This window comes from Bacillus sp. EU55 (assembly GCF_038005925.1).
In the GTDB taxonomy this organism is placed as follows: Bacteria; Bacillota; Bacilli; order Bacillales; family Bacillaceae; genus Bacillus; species Bacillus velezensis.
The window spans coordinates 2,605,862-2,630,602 of record NZ_JBBOUE010000001.1 but is presented as its reverse complement, the minus strand read 5'-3'; the positions used below and the strand labels follow the sequence as shown (position 1 = coordinate 2,630,602).

3 protein-coding genes are annotated in these 24,741 nt (G+C 50.4%); all 3 read left to right on the top strand.

Going from position 1 to position 24,741, the window contains the following annotated elements; all coding sequences use genetic code 11:
* The first annotated feature begins 29 nt into the window (after positions 1–29).
* The 3 genes from NYE50_RS13255 to NYE50_RS13245 are packed head-to-tail and all read left to right on the top strand — an operon-like array spanning position 30 to position 24,701.
* On the top strand, positions 30–12,620 hold the full coding sequence (locus NYE50_RS13255; RefSeq protein WP_340765086.1) for a type I polyketide synthase: 12,591 nt from the start codon (positions 30–32) through the stop codon (positions 12,618–12,620).
* An 18-nt stretch (positions 12,621–12,638) separates the two neighbouring features.
* A complete protein-coding gene (locus NYE50_RS13250) occupies positions 12,639–18,935 on the top strand; it encodes a type I polyketide synthase (protein ID WP_224988936.1) in 6,297 nt (2,098 codons plus the stop codon).
* A 39-nt stretch (positions 18,936–18,974) separates the two neighbouring features.
* On the top strand, positions 18,975–24,701 hold the full coding sequence (locus NYE50_RS13245; RefSeq protein WP_172869337.1) for a type I polyketide synthase: 5,727 nt from the start codon (positions 18,975–18,977) through the stop codon (positions 24,699–24,701).
* Positions 24,702–24,741 lie beyond the last annotated feature (40 nt).

Below are 24,741 nucleotides of genomic sequence, written 5' to 3'. Positions count from 1 at the left end.
AATTCTTTTGTACAAGGGATGGTATCCTCATGAAATGTATTAACGAATTTTTAAGAACGGTAATAGCGCAAAAGCTGGGTGCCGAGGTGACCGAAGCAGAAGATAAAACCGCTTTTTTTACTCTTGGCGTGACGTCTCTCATCAGTGAAGAAATCATGACTATATTGCATAAAGAATTTACCGGCCTTTCTGAAACGCTGCTGTTTGAATATCCGAACATTGAGAAATTGAGTGAGTTTTTAAGTGCGCAGAAACGAAATCCCGAAAGCGTTCTTGAATTCAAAGAAACGGAGCCTGATACGGGAAGCCGGCAGGAAGAAGAATTGCTTCCTGTACAGGCGGCTGAAAAGGTGCCTGAACCGGGAACGGACGGGAGCTCTGATATTGCGGTTATCGGAATGAGCGGGATGTTTCCGAAAGCAGAAAACCAGCATGATTTTTGGAACAATTTAATAGAAAATAAAGATTGTGTCTCCGAAATCCCAGAGGATAGATGGGACAGCTCTTATTACTCGGAAGAGAAAACGGCAGAATACGCGTCATACAGTAAATGGGGGGGTTTTATTGATCATCCGGATCAATTTGACCCGCTGTTTTTTTCTGTTTCCCCGTGGGAAGCTGATTTAATGGACCCTCAGCAGAAATTGTATGTCACGTGCTGCTGGGAAGCGATGGAGGATGCCGGTTACGGGAACCCGGCGGCGAGGCCGACGGATCAAATCGGTGTATTCGCCGGAGTGACCTGGAATGAATATTCATTAATTGCACACGAAGAAGGTTTCCTCAAAGATCAGTACAAAGGCCCCGGCTCCTTATATTGGGGCATTCCGAACCGGGTTTCTTATTTCCTTGATCTCCATGGCCCGAGCATCGCTGTTGATACGGCGTGTTCTTCATCGCTTGTCGCCGTCCATCAGGCTTGTCAGGCCATTATGTCAGGCGACTGTGAAATGGCGCTGGCCGGAGGCGTCAACCTCAGCTTACATCCGCAAAAATACATGTTTTTAAGCCAATCGCATTTTCTGTCTTCTGAAGGAAAATGCCGCAGTTTCGGTGAAGGCGGAGACGGTTACGTGCCCGGCGAAGGCGCGGGAGCCGTTTTATTAAAACCATTGAAAAAAGCGATTGCGGACAAAGACCACATCTACGGTGTCATTAAGGGGTCCGCCACTAATCACGGCGGCAAAACGACCGGGTATACGGTGCCGAATCCGGAAGCGCACCGGGACCTGATTTTATCCGCTCTAAACAGAGCCGCGGTAAGTCCGGCGGATATCAGCTATATTGAAGCTCACGGAACCGGCACGGCACTCGGCGATCCGATTGAGATACGCGGCCTGTCTATGGCATTTGATAAACAGACCGATGAGAAAAATGACTGCGGAATCGGCTCGGTGAAATCCAATATCGGACATTTGGAAGCGGCTGCAGGGATCGCCGGTTTAATCAAGGTGCTTTTAAGCATGAAACATGAAACGCTTCCCGCCAGTCTGCACTCCGCGGAACTGAACCGCAAGATTTCTTTTTCTGATTCGCCATTTTATGTCGTCCGAAACAACCGGCCGTGGCCGGCTGAAGGAGATAAACCGAGAATCGCCGCAATCAGTTCATTCGGCGCAGGAGGCTCTAATGCCCATCTGATCGTAGGTGCTTATCAGCCAAAACGGCAAGCGGACAAGAATACTGAGCAAAAACCGCATGCTGTCGTATTAAGCGCACATTCCGAACAGCAGCTGAAAGAATATGCCGGGAAATTAAGCTCTTTTCTTACCCGATTGGAAAACCCGTCTTCTGCCGGCGGATACACTCTGGAAAATATCGCTGCCACCCTATTGTCAGGCAGAGAGCCTTTCTCCTTCCGGCTTGCTGTCATTGCATCATCCCTTTCTGAGCTGAAACAGCGATTGGACGGATTTGTAAGCGGTCACAGAGACGAAAGGCATATTTACTTCGGAAAAGCGTCACCCGGGCGGCCGGACGTTTCAGGCCAATCCGTTTCAGATCCTGAGAAATTTGCCGCGCTGTGGGTGAAAGGTCTTCAAGGTTGCAAAAAGCCGGAAACGCCGTATCAGAAAGTTCCGCTTCCTACGTACCCGTTTTTAAAGGAAACGTCCTGGCTGACCGATCAAAAAAAGCGGTATACAAAAAAGCCCCAAAATACCAAAAGGCGTGAAGCGCTGCATCCTCTGCTTGATGAGAATATTTCATCCGCCCGGAAAGGGATGTTTCAAAAGATATTTTCCAAGGATGAATATTTCTTTAAAGATCATTTAGTGAACGAAAAATATGTGCTTCCCGGAGTCTGTCATCTGGAAATGGCGGCATACGGCGCGGGATTGTGGGGAGAACGCCCGGTCGTCTCTCTTCAAAGTGTGTGGTACATGGAGCCGATTGTGACAGGTACAGACCTAAGATCCGTCATGATAGAGTTTGAAGCGGAAAAAGAGCGTATAAGCTATGTCATTAAAGAAAAAGGAGCGGACGGCATCCTCTTTTCGCAAGGAGAAGTGATTTGTAAAGAAAAAGGAGCGTCTTTTGAGGCCCCGGCTTTTCAGCTCCCGGCGCCATTTGCGCAGAGAACGGAGCCGAAAGACATCTATCACTCGTTCTCTGAGGCGGGAATCGTGCAAAAGGACAGTTTTCAGGTCATCCGCGAATTCTCTTATACAGAAAGGAAAGCACTGGCCAAATTAACGCTCCCGTCACACTTGGAAGCCGATTTTAAACAGTACATCCTACATCCGTCCTTAATGGATGGCGCTGTTCAAACTGCAATGGCGCATGTGCTGCAATTTCAAAAAGAGCCTGCGCTTATCGTACCGTTTTCCTTCGGAGAAATACAGCTGCTTGAACCGTTAGCGAAAACCGTATTTGTGCATGCGGAGGTAAAAGCGGCCTCCGTTCACCAATTTGATCTGCATATTTGTGATGAGCGCGGCGTGCTGTTGGCGGCAGTGAAAGATTTTATCATAAAAGAGGTGCAGGAAAGCGCCGGGTTTAACCAAAAAGCCGGCGTCACGCCGAAGAAAAGCCGTGAAACGGAATTGCTTATGACACCGGTTTGGAACACCGTCACCATTCCGGAAACCGACATGTCTTTCATGCGTGAAGAAAAAATAATCGTCATCGGGGCCGGGCCGGATGTTCAGCAGGCTTTGAAAGAGATGTATTCCGATGTCCGTTTTCCGGACATCACTTCTTTGGACAGCGCGGAACAAATGGCTGAAACATTGAAAGCGCAAGGTTCTTTTCAACACATGATATGGGCGGCGCCGGATCATCCCATTCCATCCGTTTATGATGCGGATACGGCCGAGGGACAGGAGCACGGGGTCATGCAGCTTTTCCGGCTGATAAAAGCGCTTCTGTTTCTGAATTTTGACACGGAACAACTATCATTGACAATCTGCACGTTTCAAGCACAGCCGATTCATGAACATGATGAGGTCAATCCGAGTCATGCAAGCATACACGGATTAGCGGGGTCGCTCGCAAAAGAATACACCAATTGGAGCATCCGGCTTCTTGATTTGGAATCTCAAAGGGGAGACCGGCATCTTCCCCATGTCTTCTCTTTACCGGCGGACCCCGAGGGAAATCCGTGGGTCTTTCGCGCAGGTCAGTGGCACCGACAGCAATTGGCCGTCTGCCGGCCTCATGCAGATGAGCCTTCATTATACCGGCACGGCGGGGTTTATGTGATTATCGGCGGAGCAGGCGGAATAGGAGAAGTATGGACTGAATATATGATTCAGACCTATCAGGCGAAAATTGTCTGGATCGGGAGACGGAAAAAAGATACACAGATTGAAAGAAAGCTGAAAAGACTTGCAGCTTTAGGTCCCGCACCGCAATATTTCAGCGCGGATGCCGCGGATTATGACTCTCTCAAACGGGCGTATGACACCATTGTGAAGGAAAATGGAAAGGTCCGCGGAATCATTCATTCCGCCATCGTGTTATCAGACCGAAGTTTTGCCAATATGGAAGAGGATCAGTTCCGCGCTTCACTTTCTGCAAAAACTGATGTGAGCTTGCAGATTGCCCGGGTAGCTGAAGGGGAGCCCCTGGATTTCTTGCTGTTTTTCTCTTCGATGATGTCGTTTCAAAAAGCGCCGGGACAGAGCAATTATGCCGCCGGGTGCACGTTTAAAGACGCTTTTGCTAAGCGGATCTCACAAAAAGCGCCGTATGCCGTAAAAGTTGTCAATTGGGGCTTTTGGGGAAGTGTCGGCGTTGTCGCTTCAGAACAATACCGGAAACGGATGGAGCGGGACGGAATCGCTTCTATTGAGGCGCCCGAAGCGATGAAAACGCTGGAAACCCTGCTTTCCGGACCTCATGACCAGCTGGCGCTGATTAAAACGACAGATCCGCTTTTTATGAAGGACGATTTGAAAGAACAAGTAACGGTTTATCCGGAAAAGATTCCTTCCGCACTCGGACAATTAGCGGTTAACATCACGCAGAATGACGAAGCTGAGCGGTTAAAAGCATCAAGTGTCATGAGCTGCATGAGAGAGATGGAGTCCCTTATTGAAAAAATGCTTGTATCAACCCTTTATGAGATGGGAGCCGGGCTTGATCAGGCTTTGCCGTTATTTCAATCGGCTGCCGGCATAACGGAACAATACAGCAGATGGCTGAAAGAGAGCTTTGTCCTCCTGAATACATTAGCGCTTGCTCCGGAAAAAACGGATTTAGGGCAGGTGTGGGAGGAATGGGAGCGGAAAAAAGAGACTTGGCTGCGCCAGAAAGACATGAGGGCGCATGTCAGATTGGCAGAAGAGACATTGCGTGTGCTTCCAGACATTTTAACCGGTAAGCTTCCGGCAACGGAAGTGATGTTCCCTGACTCCTCCTTCCGTCTTGTGGAAGGCATTTACCGCAATAATATCATTTCTGATTTTTTCAATGACAAGCTTGCTGACACATTGATTGCAGTTCTGCGGGAACGTCTGGAAAAAGACCCGCAGGCGAAAATCCGCATCTTAGAAATCGGAGCCGGAACGGGCGGGACGAGCGCCGCGGTCATGAGAAAATTGAAACCGTATGAAGCGCATATTGCCGAATATTGTTTCACGGATATTTCTAAAGCATTTCTTTTACATGCGGAAGACATATTCGGTCCGGAATATCCTTATGTCACTTATAAAATATTCAACGCTGAGCAGCCGGTATCAACAGAAGCGCCGGACATCGGCACGTATGACGCAGTGATCGCGACCAATGTGCTTCATGCGACAAAAAATATCCGCTCTGCGCTGCGCCATGCGAAAGCAATGCTGCAAAAAAACGGCCAGCTGTTTATAAATGAGATCAACAGCCGCACCATATTCAACCATGTGACGTTCGGCCTTCTTGAAGGCTGGTGGCTGTATGAGGATCATGATTTACGGATTCCGGGCTGTCCGGGGGTTGAGCCGGCCGGCTGGGCGGAAGCGCTTTCGCTTGAAGGGTTCGTCCATCCTCTGTTTCCAGCTGAAGCCGCACACGACTTAGGCCAGCAGATTATAGCGGCTGAAAGTGACGGAACGGTCAGGCTTGCCCTCCCGCAGGCGTCAGAAGAGAAGCCGGAGCGCAGTCCGTATGACGCAGATGGTCTTTCGGATGATACTTTGCATTTCAGCCTGAGAGAAAAAAGCGTTGAACTGATGAAGAAGGTAATCGGTGAAGCGCTTAAAGTGCCGGCGCATCGTCTTTTATCCCATGAACCTTTAACCGCATACGGATTGGATTCCATACTGGTCGTCAGACTGACCAACGCGTTAAAAGACGTCTTCGGTTCTGTCAGCAGCACTTTGTTTTTTGAATATCAAACCATTGATGAGCTTGCTGATTACTTTCTGTCTTCCCGTAAAGAAGCGCTCGAGCGGCAATTCGGGAATGGACGGGCTCATCCCGAAAACACCGGACGGGTGCAGGCTCCCGCAGAAAGCGTCGCGCCGATTCCAAACGTAAGAGAACGGGGCATCACATATCTGACGGAATTAATAGGAAAAACGCTGAAGATTCCGAGCGGGAGAATGGATCCGTCGGTTTCCTTAACCGCATACGGTTTGGATTCTATTCTGGTCGTCAGGCTCACAAATGCCTTTCGTAACGTGTTTGACCAAATGACCAGCACCCTCTTTTTTGAATATCAGACGATAGAAGAAATCGCGGATTACCTGCTTCTTTCTCAGCGGGGAGCATTTATGAAAGCGATGGGTGTGCGTGAGGAGCAGCTGTCTGATCACACAGATAACCTGAATGAAAAACAAAACAAGATTCCTCAAAACGAGGAAGGCAGCAGGACGAACGGAGATCCCTATATCCAGGATATCGCTGTCATCGGTCTGTCAGGCCGGTATCCGGGCGCCGATCACGTTGATGAGCTGTGGGAAAATGTAAAAGCCGGCAGGCATTCTATTACTGAAGTGCCGAAAGATCGCTGGGACTGGAAAACGTTTTATAACGAGGAACGCGGAAAATGGGGGTCCATTTATTCAAAATGGGGCGGTTTTCTCGATGACATTGATACATTTGATCCGCTGTTTTTCCGTATATCTCCCGCGGAAGCTGAAAGGATGGATCCGCAGGAAAGGTTGTTTCTGCAGACTGCTTATTCAAGCATTGAAGATGCGGGGTACACCCCGGCCGCGCTTTGTGACAGCCGGAAAATCGGAGTCTTTGTCGGTGTGATGAACAGCAATTACCCGACAGTCCCCAGCGACTGGTCTATCGCAAACAGAGTATCGTTTTTGTTCAACTTCCAAGGGCCGAGTATGGCTGTGGATACAGCATGCTCTTCTTCTTTAACAGCTGTCCATCTCGCCGCAGAAAGCCTGCGGAGCGGAATGAGTGAAACAGCGATTGCCGGCGGAGTCAATCTTATCGTTGATCCGGCCCACTATGAGCGGCTGTCCGCTTTTTCAATGCTGTCTCCCGGTGATAAATGCAAATCTTTCGGAGACAGTGCGGACGGTTTTGTTGACGGTGAAGGAGTAGGGGCGATTGTGTTAAAGCCGCTTGCTCAAGCGGAGAAAGACGGCGATCATATTTACGGCGTTATCAAAGGAAGCATGCTGAACGCAGCAGGCAGGACAAACGCTTACATGGTGCCGAATCCGAAAGCGCAGTTTGATCTGATCGCAGAGACGTTGAAACGGACAGACATTCACCCGAGAACGGTCAGTTACTTGGAAGCCCACGGAACGGGCACTGCGCTCGGTGATCCGATTGAAATCGACGGGTTAACGAAAGCTTTTCGCCTGACAACAGAAGACCGGCAGTTTTGTTCCATCGGTTCCATTAAATCAAATATCGGACATTTAGAAAGCGCTGCCGGGATTGCGGGGATCACCAAACTGCTTTTGCAATTGAAACATAAGAGGATTGCCCCTTCATTGCATGCGGCGGAATTGAATCCGAATATTGAGTTTGAGCACACTCCGTTTTTCGTACAGCAAAAAGAAACGGAATGGAAACGACCTGTCTTGAATATCACGGGTGAAATGAAGGAATATCCGAGAATTGCCGGCATTTCCTCGTTTGGAGCAGGAGGTTCAAACGCGCATGTCATCATTCAGGAATATGTGCCGTCTGACAGCCTGAAACCAATGGAAACCGCAGCTGTTTCTCCGCAAAAACCGGCTGTTATTATTTTATCAGCGCGAAATGAGCAGCAATTGACAGAGCGCGCCCGCCAGCTTCTGGATGATCTCATAAGAAAAAAACGTTCTGACGGGGATTTGGCCAAGATCGCTTACACGCTTCAGGCGGGAAGAGAACCGATGGCTGAGCGGCTTGCATTTACGGCCGAGTCGATAGAAGAACTGAAAATGAAGCTTATGAGTTTCTCAAACGATCATAATATCGACCATGCTCATATCTGGCGGGGCAGGACAGCCAAACATCATTCATTGGCGGCTTCGCTCACTTCTGATGAAGATATGGCGCTTACCATAAATGCCTGGCTGAAAAAAGGGAAATACGGAAAGCTGCTTGACCTTTGGGTTAAAGGACTTGACGTCGATTGGTCAGCTCTTTATCAGCGCAACCCGGGCCGTATCAGTCTCCCGGCCTACCCTTTTGCCAAAGACCGATATTGGGTGACAAAAGCTGATGTGTCACTTGACAAAACAGGCTCAGCGGAAAGTGAGAAAGCAGCCAGACTTCACCCGCTGCTCCACGCGAATACATCGACCTTTACCGCCCAGCGTTTTACTTCTGTTTTTTCAGGGCATGAACCGTTTTTTGCCGATCATATCGTCAATGGAAAACCGGTGCTTCCGGGCGCAGCTGCTTTAGAAATGGCCCGGGCCGCCGTTACACTTGCCGCTGAAGACTTGCCCGGCGGGAAAACGGGTGTCCGGCTCAAACAGATTGTTTGGCTCCGGCCGGTGACGGCGCTTTCTGAAGGAGTGACGCTTCATGTAAAGCTTCAGCCGGAAGAAAACGGAGACATCGCTTTTGAAGCGTATGCCGAAGGGGAAGAGCCGCTTGTCTTTTTCCAGGGAAAGGCCGTGTTCGAAGAGACGGAGCGTGCTCCTGTTCTCGATGTGGAAGCGGTTCAGGCGCGCTGCGGCGGCCGGCGCATGTCAAAGGCTGAGTGTTATGAAGCGTTCGACAGCCTCGGCATCACCTACGGACCGTCGCATCAGGCGCTTGACGCCGTCTATGCCGGAAACGGAGAAGTGCTCGCGAAGCTCACTCTTCCGCCGTCCGCCCGCGAAGAAAAGGAGCCGTTCATCCTGCATCCAAGCATGCTGGACGCCGCCCTTCAGGCTTCTATCGGTCTTGTGCTCTCAGACGGTTCCGCGTCCGGACGGCCGTTTCTGCCGTTTGCCCTGCAGGATATGCAGGTGTTTTCTGCGTGCCGGGAGACGATGTGGGCGGTGCTTTCCTCAGCGGAAGGCGCCTATCATATTGAGCTGTGTGACGAAAACGGCGCGGTATGTGTCCGATTGACGGGACTCACCGCCCGTTTTCTGGAAGAGGACACGGAGGAAAAACCGCTCTTGCTTCAGCCAAAGTGGCAGGAATCACCGCCGGGTGAGGGAGGCGGACAAGAAGCGTCTTTCAGATACGTGACGCTGTATGGCGGAATGAATGCTGAGGACATAAGCGGCGCCGTATGTGCGGCTGACGGCGAAGGACCGATTGAAGACCGTTATGACGCCTGCGCGGCGGAGCTGTCAGCGATCGTCACGCGTCTTATCAGAGAAAAACAGAAGGGAAAAACGCTGATCCAGCTTCTTGTCCCCGACAGGGGGGAAGACAATGTATTGGCGGGGCTGGCCGCTTTTCTGAAAACGGCTCACCTTGAACATCCGAAGCTGTACGGCCAAGTCATCCAAGCCGATCCGGACGAGTCAGCATCATCGCTTCTTGCCAAGCTGAAAGAAAACCGGGCCCATCCTGAACAAGCGGAAATCCGTTATGAAGACGGCAAACGTCTCGTCAGAAACTGGCGTCATCTGCCGCCTCAAAGCGGCGCCGTTCCGTGGAAAGACGAAGGGGTTTACCTCCTCACCGGGGGAGCGGGCGGCATCGGCCTGATTTTCGCTGAAGAAATAGCCTCCCGCGTCAAAAACGCCGTCCTCGTATTAACGGGGAGGGCGGAAGCGCTTGATGAAGACCGCTCCGCCCGCTTACGGCGCTTGGAAGCATCAGGCGCCCGCGTATTGTATCAACCGGTAGACGTGACAGACAGGGCGGCGGTCACCGCCCTCGTCCGCGGCATACAGGAGGAGCACAGAACACTCGACGGGATCATTCACGGCGCCGGCGTGATCGCCGACAATTACATTCTGAACCAGACAGAAAACGAACGGAAGACCGTCATGGCGCCGAAGGTGAAAGGGCTTATCAATCTTGATGAAGCAGCGAAAGATGTGCGGCTGGACTTTTTCATTCTGTTTTCTTCCTTGGCGGGAGGCATGGGAAATCCGGGGCAGGCCGGTTATGCGGCAGCCAACGCATTTATGGATGTTTATGCAGCCCGCCGGAACCGTCTCGTGCGGGACAACGAGCGGAGCGGGAAGACCCTCTCCGTCAACTGGCCGCTTTGGGAAGAAGGAGGTATGCGCGTGGACAAAGAGACCGAACGGCTGATGTACGAACAGACCGGAATGAAAGCCATGCGATCGGCGTCAGGCATCCAAGCGCTTTACGCCGCTTTTGCCTCCGGAGAACACCAGGTCATGGTGGCAGAAGGCGACGAAAAACGGATTCGAAAAAACCTGATGCCTGAAACGCCGGAACCGTCCCGTAGCATTCATGTTTCAACGAAGACGCCCGTCCATCTGCCGAATAAAGTACAAGCAGAACTCAAACATATGATATCAGGCATTCTGAAGGTGAAAGAAGACGAGATAGATGCTGAATCAGAGATGAGAGATTATGGCTTTGATTCGGTTTCATTCACGCAGTTTGCAAATGAACTAAATAAAACGTATGGGCTTGAACTGACACCGGCCGTGTTTTTTGAATACCCGACAGTCTTTAGTTTTGCCCAATACTTGCTGACGGAACATCCGGATACATTCGGCCCACAGGCAGAAACAGAAACGGAGAAACCGGTTGTGCGTAAAAAAATGAAGACGGAGCCATTCTCGATTCCGTCCCGCCTTCCTAAAACAAAAACCGCAGCTGCACCTGAGCCCGTGGCGATAATCGGAATCAGCTGTGCATTTCCAATGGCTGAAAATCCGGAAATGTTTTGGGAGAATTTAGCCGGAGAAAAGGACTGCATTTCTGAAATACCGCCGGAGCGCTGGGACTGGAGACAGTATTACGGAGATCCGCAGAAAGATAAAAATGCGAGCAATGTAAAGTGGGGCGGCTTCATTGATGAAACCGCTCAATTTGATCCTTTATTTTTCGGTATTTCTCCGCATGAAGCCGAAATGATGGATCCTCAGCAAAGACTTTTAATGATGCATGTATGGAAAGCGATTGAAGATGCCGGCTGCTCTGCCAAAAGCCTGTCAGGTACAAATACAGGCATTTTTGCAGGCACGACAAACAGCGGTTACGCCCAGGAAGCTTCAAAGTTCCATATAGAGATTGAGGGTTCTTCCGCCGCCGGAACGGTTCCGTCAATCGGTCCGAACCGCATGAGCTATTTTCTGAATATACATGGGCCGAGCGAACCGATTGAAACCGCCTGTTCAAGCTCATTGGTCGCTGTTCACCGTGCGGTCAGGGCAATTCAGGCCGGAGACTGCGGCATCGCGATTGCAGGAGGCGTCAATGCCATTGTGTCGCCGGATATGCATATCAGCTTTAATAAAGCGGGAATGCTCAGTGAAGACGGGCGCTGCAAAACATTTTCCGATCAAGCGGACGGGTATGTCAGAGCTGAAGGTGCCGGCATGATTGTTTTGAAAACATTATCCGCTGCGGAACGTGACGGCGACCGTATTTATGCCGTTATTCGCGGAACGGCGGAAAATCATGGCGGACGGGCGGCTTCCCTTACATCGCCGAATCCGAAAGCACAGACAGAAGTCATGATAAAAGCGTATCAGCAAGCGAACATCGACCCCCGTACAGTGAGTTATATTGAAGCTCACGGCACGGGAACGGCGCTCGGAGATCCGATAGAAATCAACGGACTCAAAGCGGCTTTTGCAGCGCTTTATCAGAAAGCCGGAGTAACGGCGCCCGATCAGCCTCATTGCGGCCTCGGTTCCGTCAAAACGAATATCGGCCACACAGAGCTTGCCGCCGGCATGGCCGGGCTTTTAAAAATTATTTTGCAGATGCAGCACAAAACGCTCATTAAAAGTCTGCATTGTGAAACCGTTAATCCGTATATCAGCCTCGACGGCAGCCCGTTTTATTTCGTCCGCGACACTCAGCCGTGGAAAGCGGCGACTGATGATAGCGGAAATGAACTGCCGCGGAGAGCGGGTGTCAGCTCGTTCGGATTTGGCGGTGTCAATGCTCATGTCGTGCTCGAAGAATATGTTTCTCCTGTTGAAGAGAAACAATGGACGGCCGGTGAACTTCAGCCGTCCTTATTCATTCTCTCGGCAAAGACGGCGGAACAGCTGAAGGAACGTGCGGAACAGCTGCGCAGATATTTGGAAAAGTCACATTCAGCTGACGGAGCTCTTGCGGGTATCGCTTATACGCTTCAGCTTGGCCGGGATGAAATGGAAGAGCGCCTTGCCGTCATTGCTGAAACAAAAGAAGAGCTTACGAACGCGCTGAATGATTTCCTCAGCGGCAAGGAGACGGGGCAGAATTTCTTTACAGGCCGGAACAAAGCGATGAAACAGCTGTTTACAGAGATGACGGACAACGCAGAAATGAGCGGGACCGTAGATCAATGGATGGAAGCAGGAAAGTATGCAATGCTTGCAAAATTATGGGTGCAAGGTTTACATGTCGACTGGAATAAATTATATCCGGACGAAAGGCCAAAAAAAGTCAGCCTGCCCGTCTATCCTTTTGCGAAAACACATTGCTGGATACCGCACAGAGCGCAGCATATAAGGCACCGGGAGACTTACGAGACTGATATGCCCCCGTTTGAGACTTATGAGCGCCTGCTTGATGAATTGGAGAGAAACGAAATAAGCATAGAAGCCGCTGTAAAAAGAACGATCGGTTTTTACAGGGATTAGCGTAATGGAGGAAACCATATGAAAGAGTTTCTGCACCGGGTTTTTTCTGACGTCAAAAATAAAAAAATGACAAAACAGGATGCGATCGGCATTTTGCGCGATTATGATATGCGGATGGGACTTCGCCAAGCGGATTCCCTTCATCCGCTTGCTCAGCAGCATATTTCCGATGAAACGGGACTGGGATTCTCGGCAGCTTTCAGCGGCCGGGAATTTTTTCTCGCTGATGTTTCTTTACAGCGTAAAAAGCTTATGCCCGGAGAACTTCTTTTGGAAATGGCGAGAGCTGCGGCTGTTTTGACAGTAAAGGAGACTGAGGCTGTCCGGCTGACACATATCGTGTGGTCAAAGCCCATTCTGACTGAGGCTGAGCCGTTCCATATCGAAATCAGGCTGATACCCGAAAAGGGTGAAGCCAAAAGGTTTGAGATTTATAATCCATTTTCTTCCGATTACAGTTATCATGATGTGTACAGCCAAGGGACGATTCAGCCAGTTGATGCTGCGCCCGGCATGCTGGATATCAGCCGCTTGAAGGAAAACAGCGGCTTCCTGATGGATCAGCAGCAAATTGTAGCCATCACTCAGAACGATACCGTTCAATACAGTGAGCACATGAAAGGAATTGAGCGTATTTACGCCTCAGCAGGACGGATGCTGGCAGATATATCAATCCCATTGACAAACCAAAAAGAATCCGCCCGATTCGGCCTCCCTCCCTGTGTGATGCAAAGTGTGACAAAGGCATGCGCGCTGCTTGGCGGCAAAGAATATAAAACGCTCGCCCCGGTTTCATTGGACGAGCTTTTGTTTTATGAATCTTGTCCTGACAAGGTATGGGCCGAGATACAAGAGAAGGCGGGGAGCTTTTATATTGATTTATGTGACGGAGAAGGAAAAATATGGGCTTCCCTGTCGGGGTTGAAGCTGCAGCCTGTCATCAAGACGGGCGCTTCCGGAAAAATCAATGCCGAACACCGCAGTGAACGTTTGTATGAACAAACGCTTCTTCAGCTCAAAACGCTTTTTGCCCTGACTACAAAAATTGCTGTTTCCAACATAGATACTGAAGAGCCGCTGGAAACCTACGGAATCGACTCAGTCACTGTGACGAAATTGAACCGCGAATTGTCTCTGCTTTTCGGTGACCTTTCCAAAACGGTTTTTTACGAATATAAGACACTGGGCTCCCTGGCAGCTCACTTTGTCACGGATTATCCAAAAGAATGCCGAAAATGGACAAATGATGATGAGCACCGTTCAGGCGTATCAGAACAGGTTTTGGCAAATGAAGATTTTCCGGTGCTTCCGTCGTTTATCAAGCGAAAGAAACGGCCTTCTTTTTCCAATGAGAACCAGACAAAAGAAAGGATTGCGATTATCGGAGTCAGCGGACGTTATCCGCAAGCTGAAACACTTGAAGCGTACTGGGATAACTTAGCAGCCGGAAAAGACTGTGTGACGGAAATTCCCGAAGAGCGCTGGGAAAAGGACAAGTACTACAACCCTGATCCCGAAGCGGCCGTGAAAGAAGGGAAAAGTTACAGTAAGCGGGGCGGGTTTCTGAAAGATGCCGCTTTCTTTGATCCGCTGTTTTTTCAAATTTCACCCCGTGATGCTTTGAATATGGACCCGCAGGAGCGTCTCTTTATTGAAATGTGCTGGCAGGTGATGGAGGATGCCGGTTATACGAAGGAACAGCTTGAGAATCTGTATAACGGCCGGGTCGGCGTTTTTGCGGGCATTACGAAAAACGGGTACGGAATGTACTGGAAAAACGGCGGCACCCTGCAGCCGAAAACGTCGTTCAGTTCAGCGGCCAACAGAGTTTCCTATTTTCTTAATCTGAAAGGGCCGAGCATGCCGGTCGACACGATGTGCTCGTCTTCGCTGACTGCAATTCATGAAGCGTGTGAAAACATCCTTCGCGGCGAATGCGACATGGCGATTGCCGGCGGTGTGAATGTGTATACGCATCCTTCGGCTTATGCGGAGCTCAGCGCCTATCGAATGCTTTCAAAAGACGGAACGTGTAAAAGTTTCGGTGAAGGCGGGGACGGATTTGTTCCCGGGGAAGGCGTCGGGGCCGTGCTGTTAAAGCCGCTGTCAAAAGCGATAGCTGATAAGGACCGTATTTACGGGGTGATTCGCGGCACTCATATCAATCACGGCGGCAGAACAAACGGGTATACAGTGCCGAGTCCGAGCGCCCAGGCTGACGTGATTTCCGGCGCGCTTGAAAAATCAGGAATACATCCGCGGATGATCAGCTGTATCGAAGCCCACGGCACGGGCACTGAACTCGGAGATCCGATCGAAATTGACGGTTTGACCCGCGCATTTCAAACGAAAACGTCAGATAAAGGCTTTTGCGCCATCAGCTCAGTTAAATCCAATATCGGGCATTTGGAAGCGGCGGCAGGCATTGCCGGTGTAACGAAACTGCTGCTCCAGTTTCAAAAACGAAAGCTTGCCCCCTCATTACATTGCCGAAAATTGAATCCGAATATTGCATTTGACCGGACGCCGTTTGTGGTGCAGCGTGAATTGGCAGACTGGAAGCGGCCGGTCATTGAGGAAAACGGAGCGCAAAAGGAGATTTCGAGAATCGCGGGAATCTCTTCTTTTGGCGCGGGCGGGGCAAATGCCCACATATTGATAGAAGAATATATTGAACCTGATAGGGAGATTTCTGAGCCATTCACAGATGAAGATCCCGCAGTCATTTTATTATCCGCCAAACAGGAGGCCAGCCTGAAGCAGCGGGCGCAGCAGCTTCTTCAAGCGATCAGAAAAAATGACGTCACAGACCGCAGCCTCCGGGATGCGGCTTACACCCTTCAAACCGGAAGAGAAGCGATGGAAGAACGTGCGGCATTTATCGTGACGTCGACAGAGCAGTTAGCGGAAAAACTGCAGCGTTTTATTGACGGCGGGACAGACGGCTGCTTCAGGGGGAAAAGCAAACAGTATAAAGACATTCTAGCCGTTTTTAAGGATGAAGATATGCAGGAAGCCGTCCGTAAATGGATGAAAAGAAAAAAATTCACGAAGCTTCTGGAACTTTGGGTAAAAGGGCTGAAGATTGATTGGTCAGAGCTTTATAACGGCAGCCTGCCGCACCGCATCAGCCTTCCCGGTTATCCATTTATAAAGGATCGGTATTGGCCGGACGATGCAGCGCCTGACAATGTTGGCGGTGCTGAAACACATTCTGAAACATTTCGTGAAACCCGCTTTTTACAGAAAAGCTGGGCAGAAAGCAGCAGTGTTCCGGTTAAGGAAGTGCGGGGCGTCATCGGAATAGCCGCCGATCACCAGACAGGAAATTTGGCCGTTGAGCTGTCCCGTTATTTCCCCGAGTCTGAAATCATTGACGCTGCATCACCGGAAATATCCGGGGACGCGGGCCGGTTTGGCGGTCTGATTGATGTGACCGGATGCGGAACGGAAATCAATCATGATGACGGCTGGATTCATCATCTGCAGTCTCTCATTGACAACAGAAACCGCGGCCGAAAGCTTCAGCTGCTTTGTGTGACAAAAGGGCTTGAACCTTTTGCAAATGAAACGATAAATCTCTCAGGTGCAAAAAAGGCCGGATTGTATCGGATGCTCCAAAGTGAGTATAAGAATATTCGCTCGCGGCATATGGATGCAGAACAGACTGCCGAAGATCCTGAGCTGGCAAACCAGATCGCAGAGGAGTTTTTTCGCGATTCTGAAGACATCGAAGTGTGTTACCGAAACGGTGTGCGCTATCACGCGCGGTTAAAGGAAACAAACAGCTTAGCTGAAAAAGAATTTTCATTTCCGAAAGACCATGTGCTCTGGATCACCGGAGGGACCCGGGGACTCGGATATTTATTCGCCCGGCATTTTGCCGAACGATACGGAGTCACGAAACTCGTGCTTACCGGAAAAGAAACAATGCCTCCGAAAGCGGAGTGGGATGATCATGTCAAACGGAATTCCCCGTTTTCCGATAAAGTGAGAAGAATCAGAGAGCTCGAACAAAAAGGTGTCCGAACGGAAGTGCTGTCTGTATCTTCCGGCCCTGAATATGAGCAGGCCGTCAGCCGGGTGAAAGATCAAATGGGGCCGATAGGAGGCGTGTTACACGCAGCGGGAGCCGTAGATCTCGATCATCCGGCCTTTATCCGCAAAACAAGAGAACAGATGATGCCCGTGGTTGAGCCTAAAACAGACGGACTGGACCTTTTGTATCAAGCGCTGCACAAGGAGCCTCTCCGGTTTTTTGCGCTGTTTTCTTCAGTGTCCGGCGTGATGCCGGAATTAGGAGCGGGACAAAGCGATTATGCCATGGCTAACGCCTATATGGATTATTTTGCGGCCGCAAAAGGTTTTCCGGTGCTGAGCATCCAATGGCCGAGCTGGAAAGAAACGGGTATGGGCGAATCAAAAAGCCGGGCCTATCTGAAAAGCGGTTTAAAGAGCATCGCTGACAGAGAAGGGCTGAGCCTGTTTGATGCCATCATGGCAGGCGATTGCGGATCTGTTATTATGCCGGCCGTCATTCACCCGGAAAAATGGGAGCCTGGCCGTCTGCTGCTTTCATCCGGCCTTACCGAAACAAAGAAGCAGGAACAGGCCGATACAGAAAGCGTTGAGGAGTGGCTGACGGGCATTTGCTGCCGGGAATTAAGACTGGAGCCGTCAAGATTTGAATCTGATACACCGTTTCAAGATTACGGAGCCGATTCCATCATGCTTGCCCAAGTGTCCAGAGCGATCGGAAAGAGGATCAAAGCTGACCTTGACCCGGCGGTGCTGTATGAATACCCTACGGTTGCTGCGCTGGCCGGATGGCTTGAAACAGCATATCCGGAAATCAAAGCTGCCGTTTCAAAACCGGTTCAGCCTGTAATCCCGGACGTTCCCAAACAAACGGCAGCCGCTGTCATTCAGCCTTCTGGCGGTGCAGCGGCGCAAGATATCGCTGTTGTCGGAATGTCCTGCCGTTTTCCGGGAGCTGAATCAATTGAAGCTTATTGGAAGCTGCTGTCTGAAGGAACGTCAGCCATTCAAAGGGTGCCGAAAGAGCGCTGGAAAACGGAGAAGGCGGATTATGCGGGCCTTTTAAAAAATGTAACGCATTTTGACCCGGAGTTTTTCCTTATTCCCGAAGAAGACATCAAGGCAATGGATATCCAGTCCTTTCTTTTATTAGAAGAGGCGCTTCATCTGTTCAGAGACAGCGGTTACTCTTTACAAGAAATGAAAGGCAGGTCAGCCGGTGTCTATTTAGGAGGACGCGGGGGCAGTATGCCTGACGAAAACCGTCTGAAGCATGCAAAAAATCCGATAGTCGCCGCCGGCCCGAATTACTTAGCGGCCAATCTTTCTCAGTTCTTTGATTTGAAGGGGCCGAGTCTTGTTTTGGATACGGCCTGTTCTTCAGCGCTTGTCGGTATGAATATGGCGATACAGGCGCTTTCTTGCGGTGAAATCGACTCAGCGGTGGTCGGGGGAGTCAGTCTGCTGGAATCCGGTCAAACCCACCGGATGTTCGAACTCCGCAATTTGTTAAGTGAAGAGCCTGCGTTTCATATTTTTGACCGCCGCACCGGCGGCATCGTATTGGGAGAAGGCGTCGGAATGGTGTATTTAAAAACAGCGGCCCAGGCTGTAAAAGACGGGGACCGGATTCATGCGGTCATTAAAGGCATTTCCGTAAACAATGACGGCAGAACCGCGGGGCCTGCCACACCGAATATACAGGCGCAGAAAGAAGTGATGGCCAAGGCGCTTGCCAAAAGCGGCAGAAAAGCGGAGGATATCAGCTACATTGAAGCAAACGGTTCTGGCTCTGAAGTAACGGATCTTTTGGAGCTGAGGGCGATTGAAGCGGTATACCGTATGCAAAACAGCGCGCCTTGCGAATTGGGGTCGATGAAGCCGAATATCGGACACCCGTTATGTGCTGAAGGGATTGCCGGTTTCATTAAAACAGTGCTTATGCTCTCGCGCCGAAAACGTGTGCCTTTCCTTTCCGGCAAAGAGCCGATGACGCATTACGATCTGTCCGCCTCGCCGTTTTATTTTTCGCACGCGCTGCGTGAATGGACGGATTCACCGCGGATTGCCGCCGTCAGCAGCTTCGCTGACGGAGGGACGAATGCCCATGTCATAGTGGAAGCCTGGGAGCAAGAGGCGTATACCCCGGTCAGAAAGCCTTTGCCGAGACAGGAATTAAAACGCCGGCCCATTCGTCCGGACAAAGCCGAAAGCCTGCATGAAAAAGCACATAAGTCCCGCCCGAATACGTTTTGGAAACAAATGAAGACTTACTGATTGCGCTGAAAATTGAACGTCGATATGGAGGAAGTTCATATGCAAGAGCAGCTTCTTATTAACAATCAGCATCCCGTTCTGAAACATCATAAAGCCTATGGAAAGGAACTGCTGCCGGGTCTGGCTTATATTGACCTGATCTATCAGACTTTCAGAGAAAACGGTTTTTTTCATGCCGGCCTTGAACTCAGGCACTTATCGATTTTTCACCCTTTAGCTCCTGAACAGGGAGAATCAATCCTGCTTTCCGTTGACTGTACAGAGAACGGCGAAGAGCAGTGGAAGGTGGAGGTGAAAGGGCAAAAACAAGGTGACGAAGCAGCAGAGACAAAGGTATATGCCGCGGCGCAAATGCATTCCGTCAAGCCCGCCGGCTTCCAAGAGAGCGTCCGGATGGATGCCGTAAAACAAACGGCGGCAGAAATACCGCTTGAGGACATTTACGCGGAATGCAGGGATCAAGAACTGGTTCATTCAGGAATGATGAAAGGCTGCGGAAGCGTCTACCAAACTGAAAAAGAGATTTATATTGATCTGTCGGTGCAAAAGGATCAGCTGGAACATGCAGAAGAGGCGATGTTTCATCCCGCATTGATAGATGCGAGCAGCATCGGCTCCAATGTATATCTCGCTCCTTTGACGAGGGAGGAGGGGCAATTATTTCTGCCGCTGTTTTATGAATCGTTTTATTGCGCCGAATTGCTGCAGACAACATGTATCACCAAGATAAAAAAAGAATCCGTCACCCGTAAGAAAGATCTCGTTTACGTGACAATGGAGTTTTTCAATGAGGAAGGCAGAAAAGTCGGCGAACTGAAAAACTTCGCCAATAAACTGGTGAGGGACCCGGAACTGATCAATCAGAAACGGCAAAAGAAAGAACCTGACGGGCGGAATGCCGTCCCGGCTCCGCAAGCGGAACCGGCGCCTTCTGAGCCCCGCCGTGCGGAGGCTTCCGCCGGCCTTACTGAACAGTGCATCCTTTATTTAAAAGAATTGCTTGCCGCCCGATTGAACAAACCTGTGAAAGAGATTGACCCGAATATCGGCTACTATGAAATGGGGCTGGATTCTCCGGGGCTGTTGGACATGGTGAAGGAAATTGAACGAAAAATCGGAACGCAGCTTCTGCCGACGCTGTTATTTGAATACACGACAATCACGGAATTGGCGGGGTATTTGTGCGAACATTACGGAGCCGGTTTCGGCCATGCTCAAAGCGGACATTCAAGTGCTGAGCCTTTGCCCCGGGAAAAAAAGAGGACGACCCAAATCCGCGTGAAAAAGTCGGCATCAGCCGGAACGCAGAATGGAGATATTGCGATCGTCGGGATGGCGGGACGGTACCCCGGCGCCAAAAATCTTCGTGAATTTTGGACAAATTTAAAAAATGGAGAAAACAGCGTAACGGAAGTGCCTCGTTCCCGCTGGGATACGAGGAAATATGAGCATTTGCGATCGCCGTCCGGCAAGCCGATTTCCAAATGGGGCGGTTTTATAGACGATCCGGATTGTTTTGATGCGAAATTTTTCCGGATTTCTCCGCGGGAGGCAGAAGCTAAAGATCCGCAAGAACGATTGTTTTTGGAAACATGCTGGGAAACGATTGAGGATGCGGGCTACACCCCGGAAACAATCGTTCAGCCGAAAGGGCCGAATAAGAGAATGAACGTCGGTGTGTTTGCCGGGGTGATGCATATGGATTATTCTCTCGCCGGCGCTGAAGCTGCGGCCAAAGGGCTGGTCTTTCCTTATCCCTTGAACTATGCGCCGATCGCAAACCGGGTTTCATATTTTTGCAATTTTCACGGGCCGAGCATGGCGGTTGACACGGTGTGTTCGTCATCTTTGACGGCCGTCCATATGGCGGCGGAAAGTCTGAGACGCGGTGAATGTGAAGCAGCTCTTGCCGGAGGCGTCAATTTATCATTGCACCCGACAAAATATATCACATACGGCTTAATGGATATGCATTCGAGTGACGGGCTGTGCCGCACGTTCGGCGAAGGCGGCACAGGCTATGTCTCAGCTGACGGCATCGGGGCCGTGCTGCTGAAGCCGCTCCACAAAGCCGAAGAAGATAAGGATCATATTTATGCGGTGATAAAAGGCAGCGCCGTCAATCACGTGGGAACCGTCAGCGGGATTACCGTGCCGAGCCCCGTGGCGCAGGGGGATATGATAGCTGAATGCCTTGAAAAGACTGGGATCGATCCCCGGACGATTTCTTATGTGGAAGCGCACGGAACCGGAACTTCTTTAGGAGATCCGATTGAAATACAAGGTCTTGTTAAAGCTTACCGCACGTTTACGGAGGATCGGCAATTTTGTGCGATCGGTTCCGTTAAATCGAATATCGGACATGCGGAATCAGCCGCCGGGATCAGCGGGCTTCATAAAACGGTTTTGCAGCTGTTTCACAAAACGCTTGTCCCTTCTTTGCACTCAGAGACGATTAATCCGTATCTCCGTTTAGAGGACTCGCCATTTTACGTGCAGCAAAAAACCGAGTCATGGAAAAAGCCGGTGTATACAGAGAACGGCCGTGAACATTCCTGTCCGAGACGCGCAGGCATCAGTTCATTCGGGGCGACGGGTTCAAACGTTCATCTCATTTTAGAAGAGTACAGGCCCAAAAACCCCGGCATTACGGAGAATCAAGAGAGACCGTATATCGTGCCTCTATCAGCGAAAAATCCGGAGCGGCTGAAAGAATACGCTGCCCGGCTGCTGATGTTTCTCAAAGATAAAGCGCTTAAAGGAAGCGGGCCGCTTCATGACAAAAGAGTTACAATGCAAAATCAGCTGGAAAATGCGTTGCGCAGTGTTCTAGCGGATGTTCTGCATGTAGAGTCCGGCTCGGTAGATGATGAACAGGATTGGAAGGAATTCGGCTTGGATGTCATGCAGCTGACACAGTTTTCTGAGCTGATGACGGATCAATACGGGCTGGCAATAGACATGACTGATCTCATACAGCATACTTCCGTCCGGACTTTAGCAGAATGTCTTACAAACGATGAGAAACATAAGGATATTCTTTCCGGTCTTTTCGGCCAGTCCGGCTTAGATAAGCAGCCTGATGAATCTTTTTCCCTGCGGTCACTGGCGTATACGCTGCAAACGGGACGGCTGGCAATGGAAGAACGGCTTGTTTTTTTAGTGAACGATCAAGCGGACCTGATCAGGAAATTAACTGAATTTACAGAACGAAAACGGCAGATTGACGGCAGCTTTCAAGGGCGGTCTGATAGCGGAACGGAAATCAGGGGTTTCCTGAACGATGATCAGGATACGGAGGAGCTGATCCGAAAATGGATGGACAGCGGCACTTACAAAAAACTTGCGGAGCTGTGGTCAAAAGGATTTGAGGTAGACTGGACGCGGCTGTATCGGGAGGAGAAACCGCGCAGGATGAGTCTGCCGACGTATCCGTTTGCAAAGGAACGATATTGGATACCGGAGACCGATCATCCCGTCACTTCCGTAAATACAGAAAGCAGGCTTCACCCGCTGCTTCACCGCAATACATCAGATTTGTTAGAACAAAAATTCAGTACGATACTGAACGGAGATGAATTCTTCTTAGCCGATCATATCGTCCGAAACAAGCGTGTTCTCCCCGGGGCGGCTTATCTTGAAATGGCGAGAGCCGCGGCTGAACTGGCTGCCGCGCCGTTAGCCGCTGAATACACGGCTAAAACCGGCATTTCGCTGCGGTATATCAGCTGGATACGCCAGGCCGTTCATAAAAAAGAGCCGCTGGGTATGACGACAGGGCTTTCCTTGGAGGATAACGGCAATGTTTCATTTCAAGTGTACAGCAATGAAAATGATTCAGACATTTATTGTGAAGGCAGTGCTGTGATTGAGCCGCTGTCTGAGGCGCCGTTTTTGCATATTGAACAGCTGAAAGCGCGCTGCCGCAAAAAAGTGCTGTCAAAAGAAGACTGCTATGCGGCGTTTGCAAAGGCGGAAATTGTATACGGACCTTCACATCAAGGAATTGATCACATTTATTGCGGGGAAAAAGAAGCCTTGGCTAAATTGGTGCTCCCTGCTTCCGTTTCTGATGAAGCCGAACAGTTTGTGCTCCATCCGAGTCTGATTGATTCCGCTTTTCAGGCGGCCATCGGCGTTATGAATGAAGATCAAGCGGGTTATCCGGAGCAGCCGTTAATGCCTTTTGAATTACATGAACTGACCGTTTTTCATCCGTGCAGTCCAAACATGTGGGCGGCCGTGTTTGTGACGCATGAAACACCGGCCGTGCGAAGAATGGACATTGATATATGTGATGAACGCGGCAATGTGTGTGTAAGGATAAAAGGATTTTCTGCCCGGATGGCCGAAAGTGCGCCGGTCGTAACCGATAATAAGCAATACGATCTGCCGGGTAACCTTACCGGAGCCGTCAAACTGATGCAGGTATGGGACGCGGAACCGATAGACAACCAAACCGGCTTCCCCATTTCTGAAGCAAAAGCTGTCATCATAGGCGGTACAGACGGGCAGGCGGACGCGGTTTTACGATTGTTTCCTAAAGCTGTGCGATTTGATATCGGCCAAAGTGCTTCCGTTGAAGTGATATCTGATCGGCTCCGCCGTCTCGGTGAGATTCAGCATATGATCTGGTTTGCCCCTCAGCCGGCTGATTCTGACAGCCATGATCAAAAAAGCGGGGTGCTGCAAATTTTCAGAGCGGCCAAAGCTCTTATCGGTCTCGGATATGGAAAAGAGCAGCTCGGGATGACGGTGATTACGCACCAAGCACAGCCTATCACCCAATATGATGAGGTGCGTCCCGCTCATTCCAGTGTGCACGGTTTCGTCGGGTCTCTCGCTAAAGAGCATCCGAGCTGGCACATCCGTCTGGCCGATCTTGAAGACGGGGGGGATTTCCCCGCAGAAGACATATTCAGCCTGCCCCGCGACCGTACGGGTAAAGCATGGGTGCGCAGACATCAGGAATGGTACAGGCCTCAATTGCTTCCGGTCCAAAGCGGGCCGTCTGAAAGTGTTCCTTACCGCTATGGAGGCGTATATGTCATCATCGGCGGTGCGGGAGGCATCGGCGAGGTTTGGACAGATTATATAGTGACGACGTATAAAGCCCGAGTCGTCTGGATCGGGAGGCGGCCGCTGGACAGCCGGATACGCCAAAAAATAGACCGGTACCGGCCATCAGGCCCGGCTCCCGAATATATAGCCGCAGATGCTTCTGATCTTCCATCGCTTCAGCGCGCCTATGAACAGATTAAAAACACATACGGCACCATCAGCGGCGTCGTTCATTCAGCGATGGTATTTGCGAATGAAAGCGTAAAAGATATGGAAGAATCACAGTTTCACGCCGGTCTTGCGGCGAAAGTGGATATTTCCGTCAACATTGCCGAAGTATTTGCGAAAGAGTCTTTGGACTTTATTCTCTTTTTCTCTTCGGTTATTTCATATATTAAGAATCCGAATCAAAGTCATTATGCGGCGGGGTGCGCATTTAAAGACGCATTTGCCCATGAGCTTTCCGGACGGCTGTCATGTCCGGTCAAAGTGATGAACTGGGGTTATTGGGAGCGGGCTGACAATCACATTTCTGAAGAGTTTGACAGACTGAGTGCAATCGGTCTCGGGCTGATCAGCCGGGCGGAAGGGATGCAGGCGCTGGAAACTCTGCTGACGCAGCCGATCTCCCGCATGGGGCTGATGAAGCTGACCAAGCCGATTCCGATCGAGGGAATGAACCCTCATGAATTTGTGACTATCTGATTGCCTGTCAAAATGACGGAGCAAATTTAATTTTCTTAGG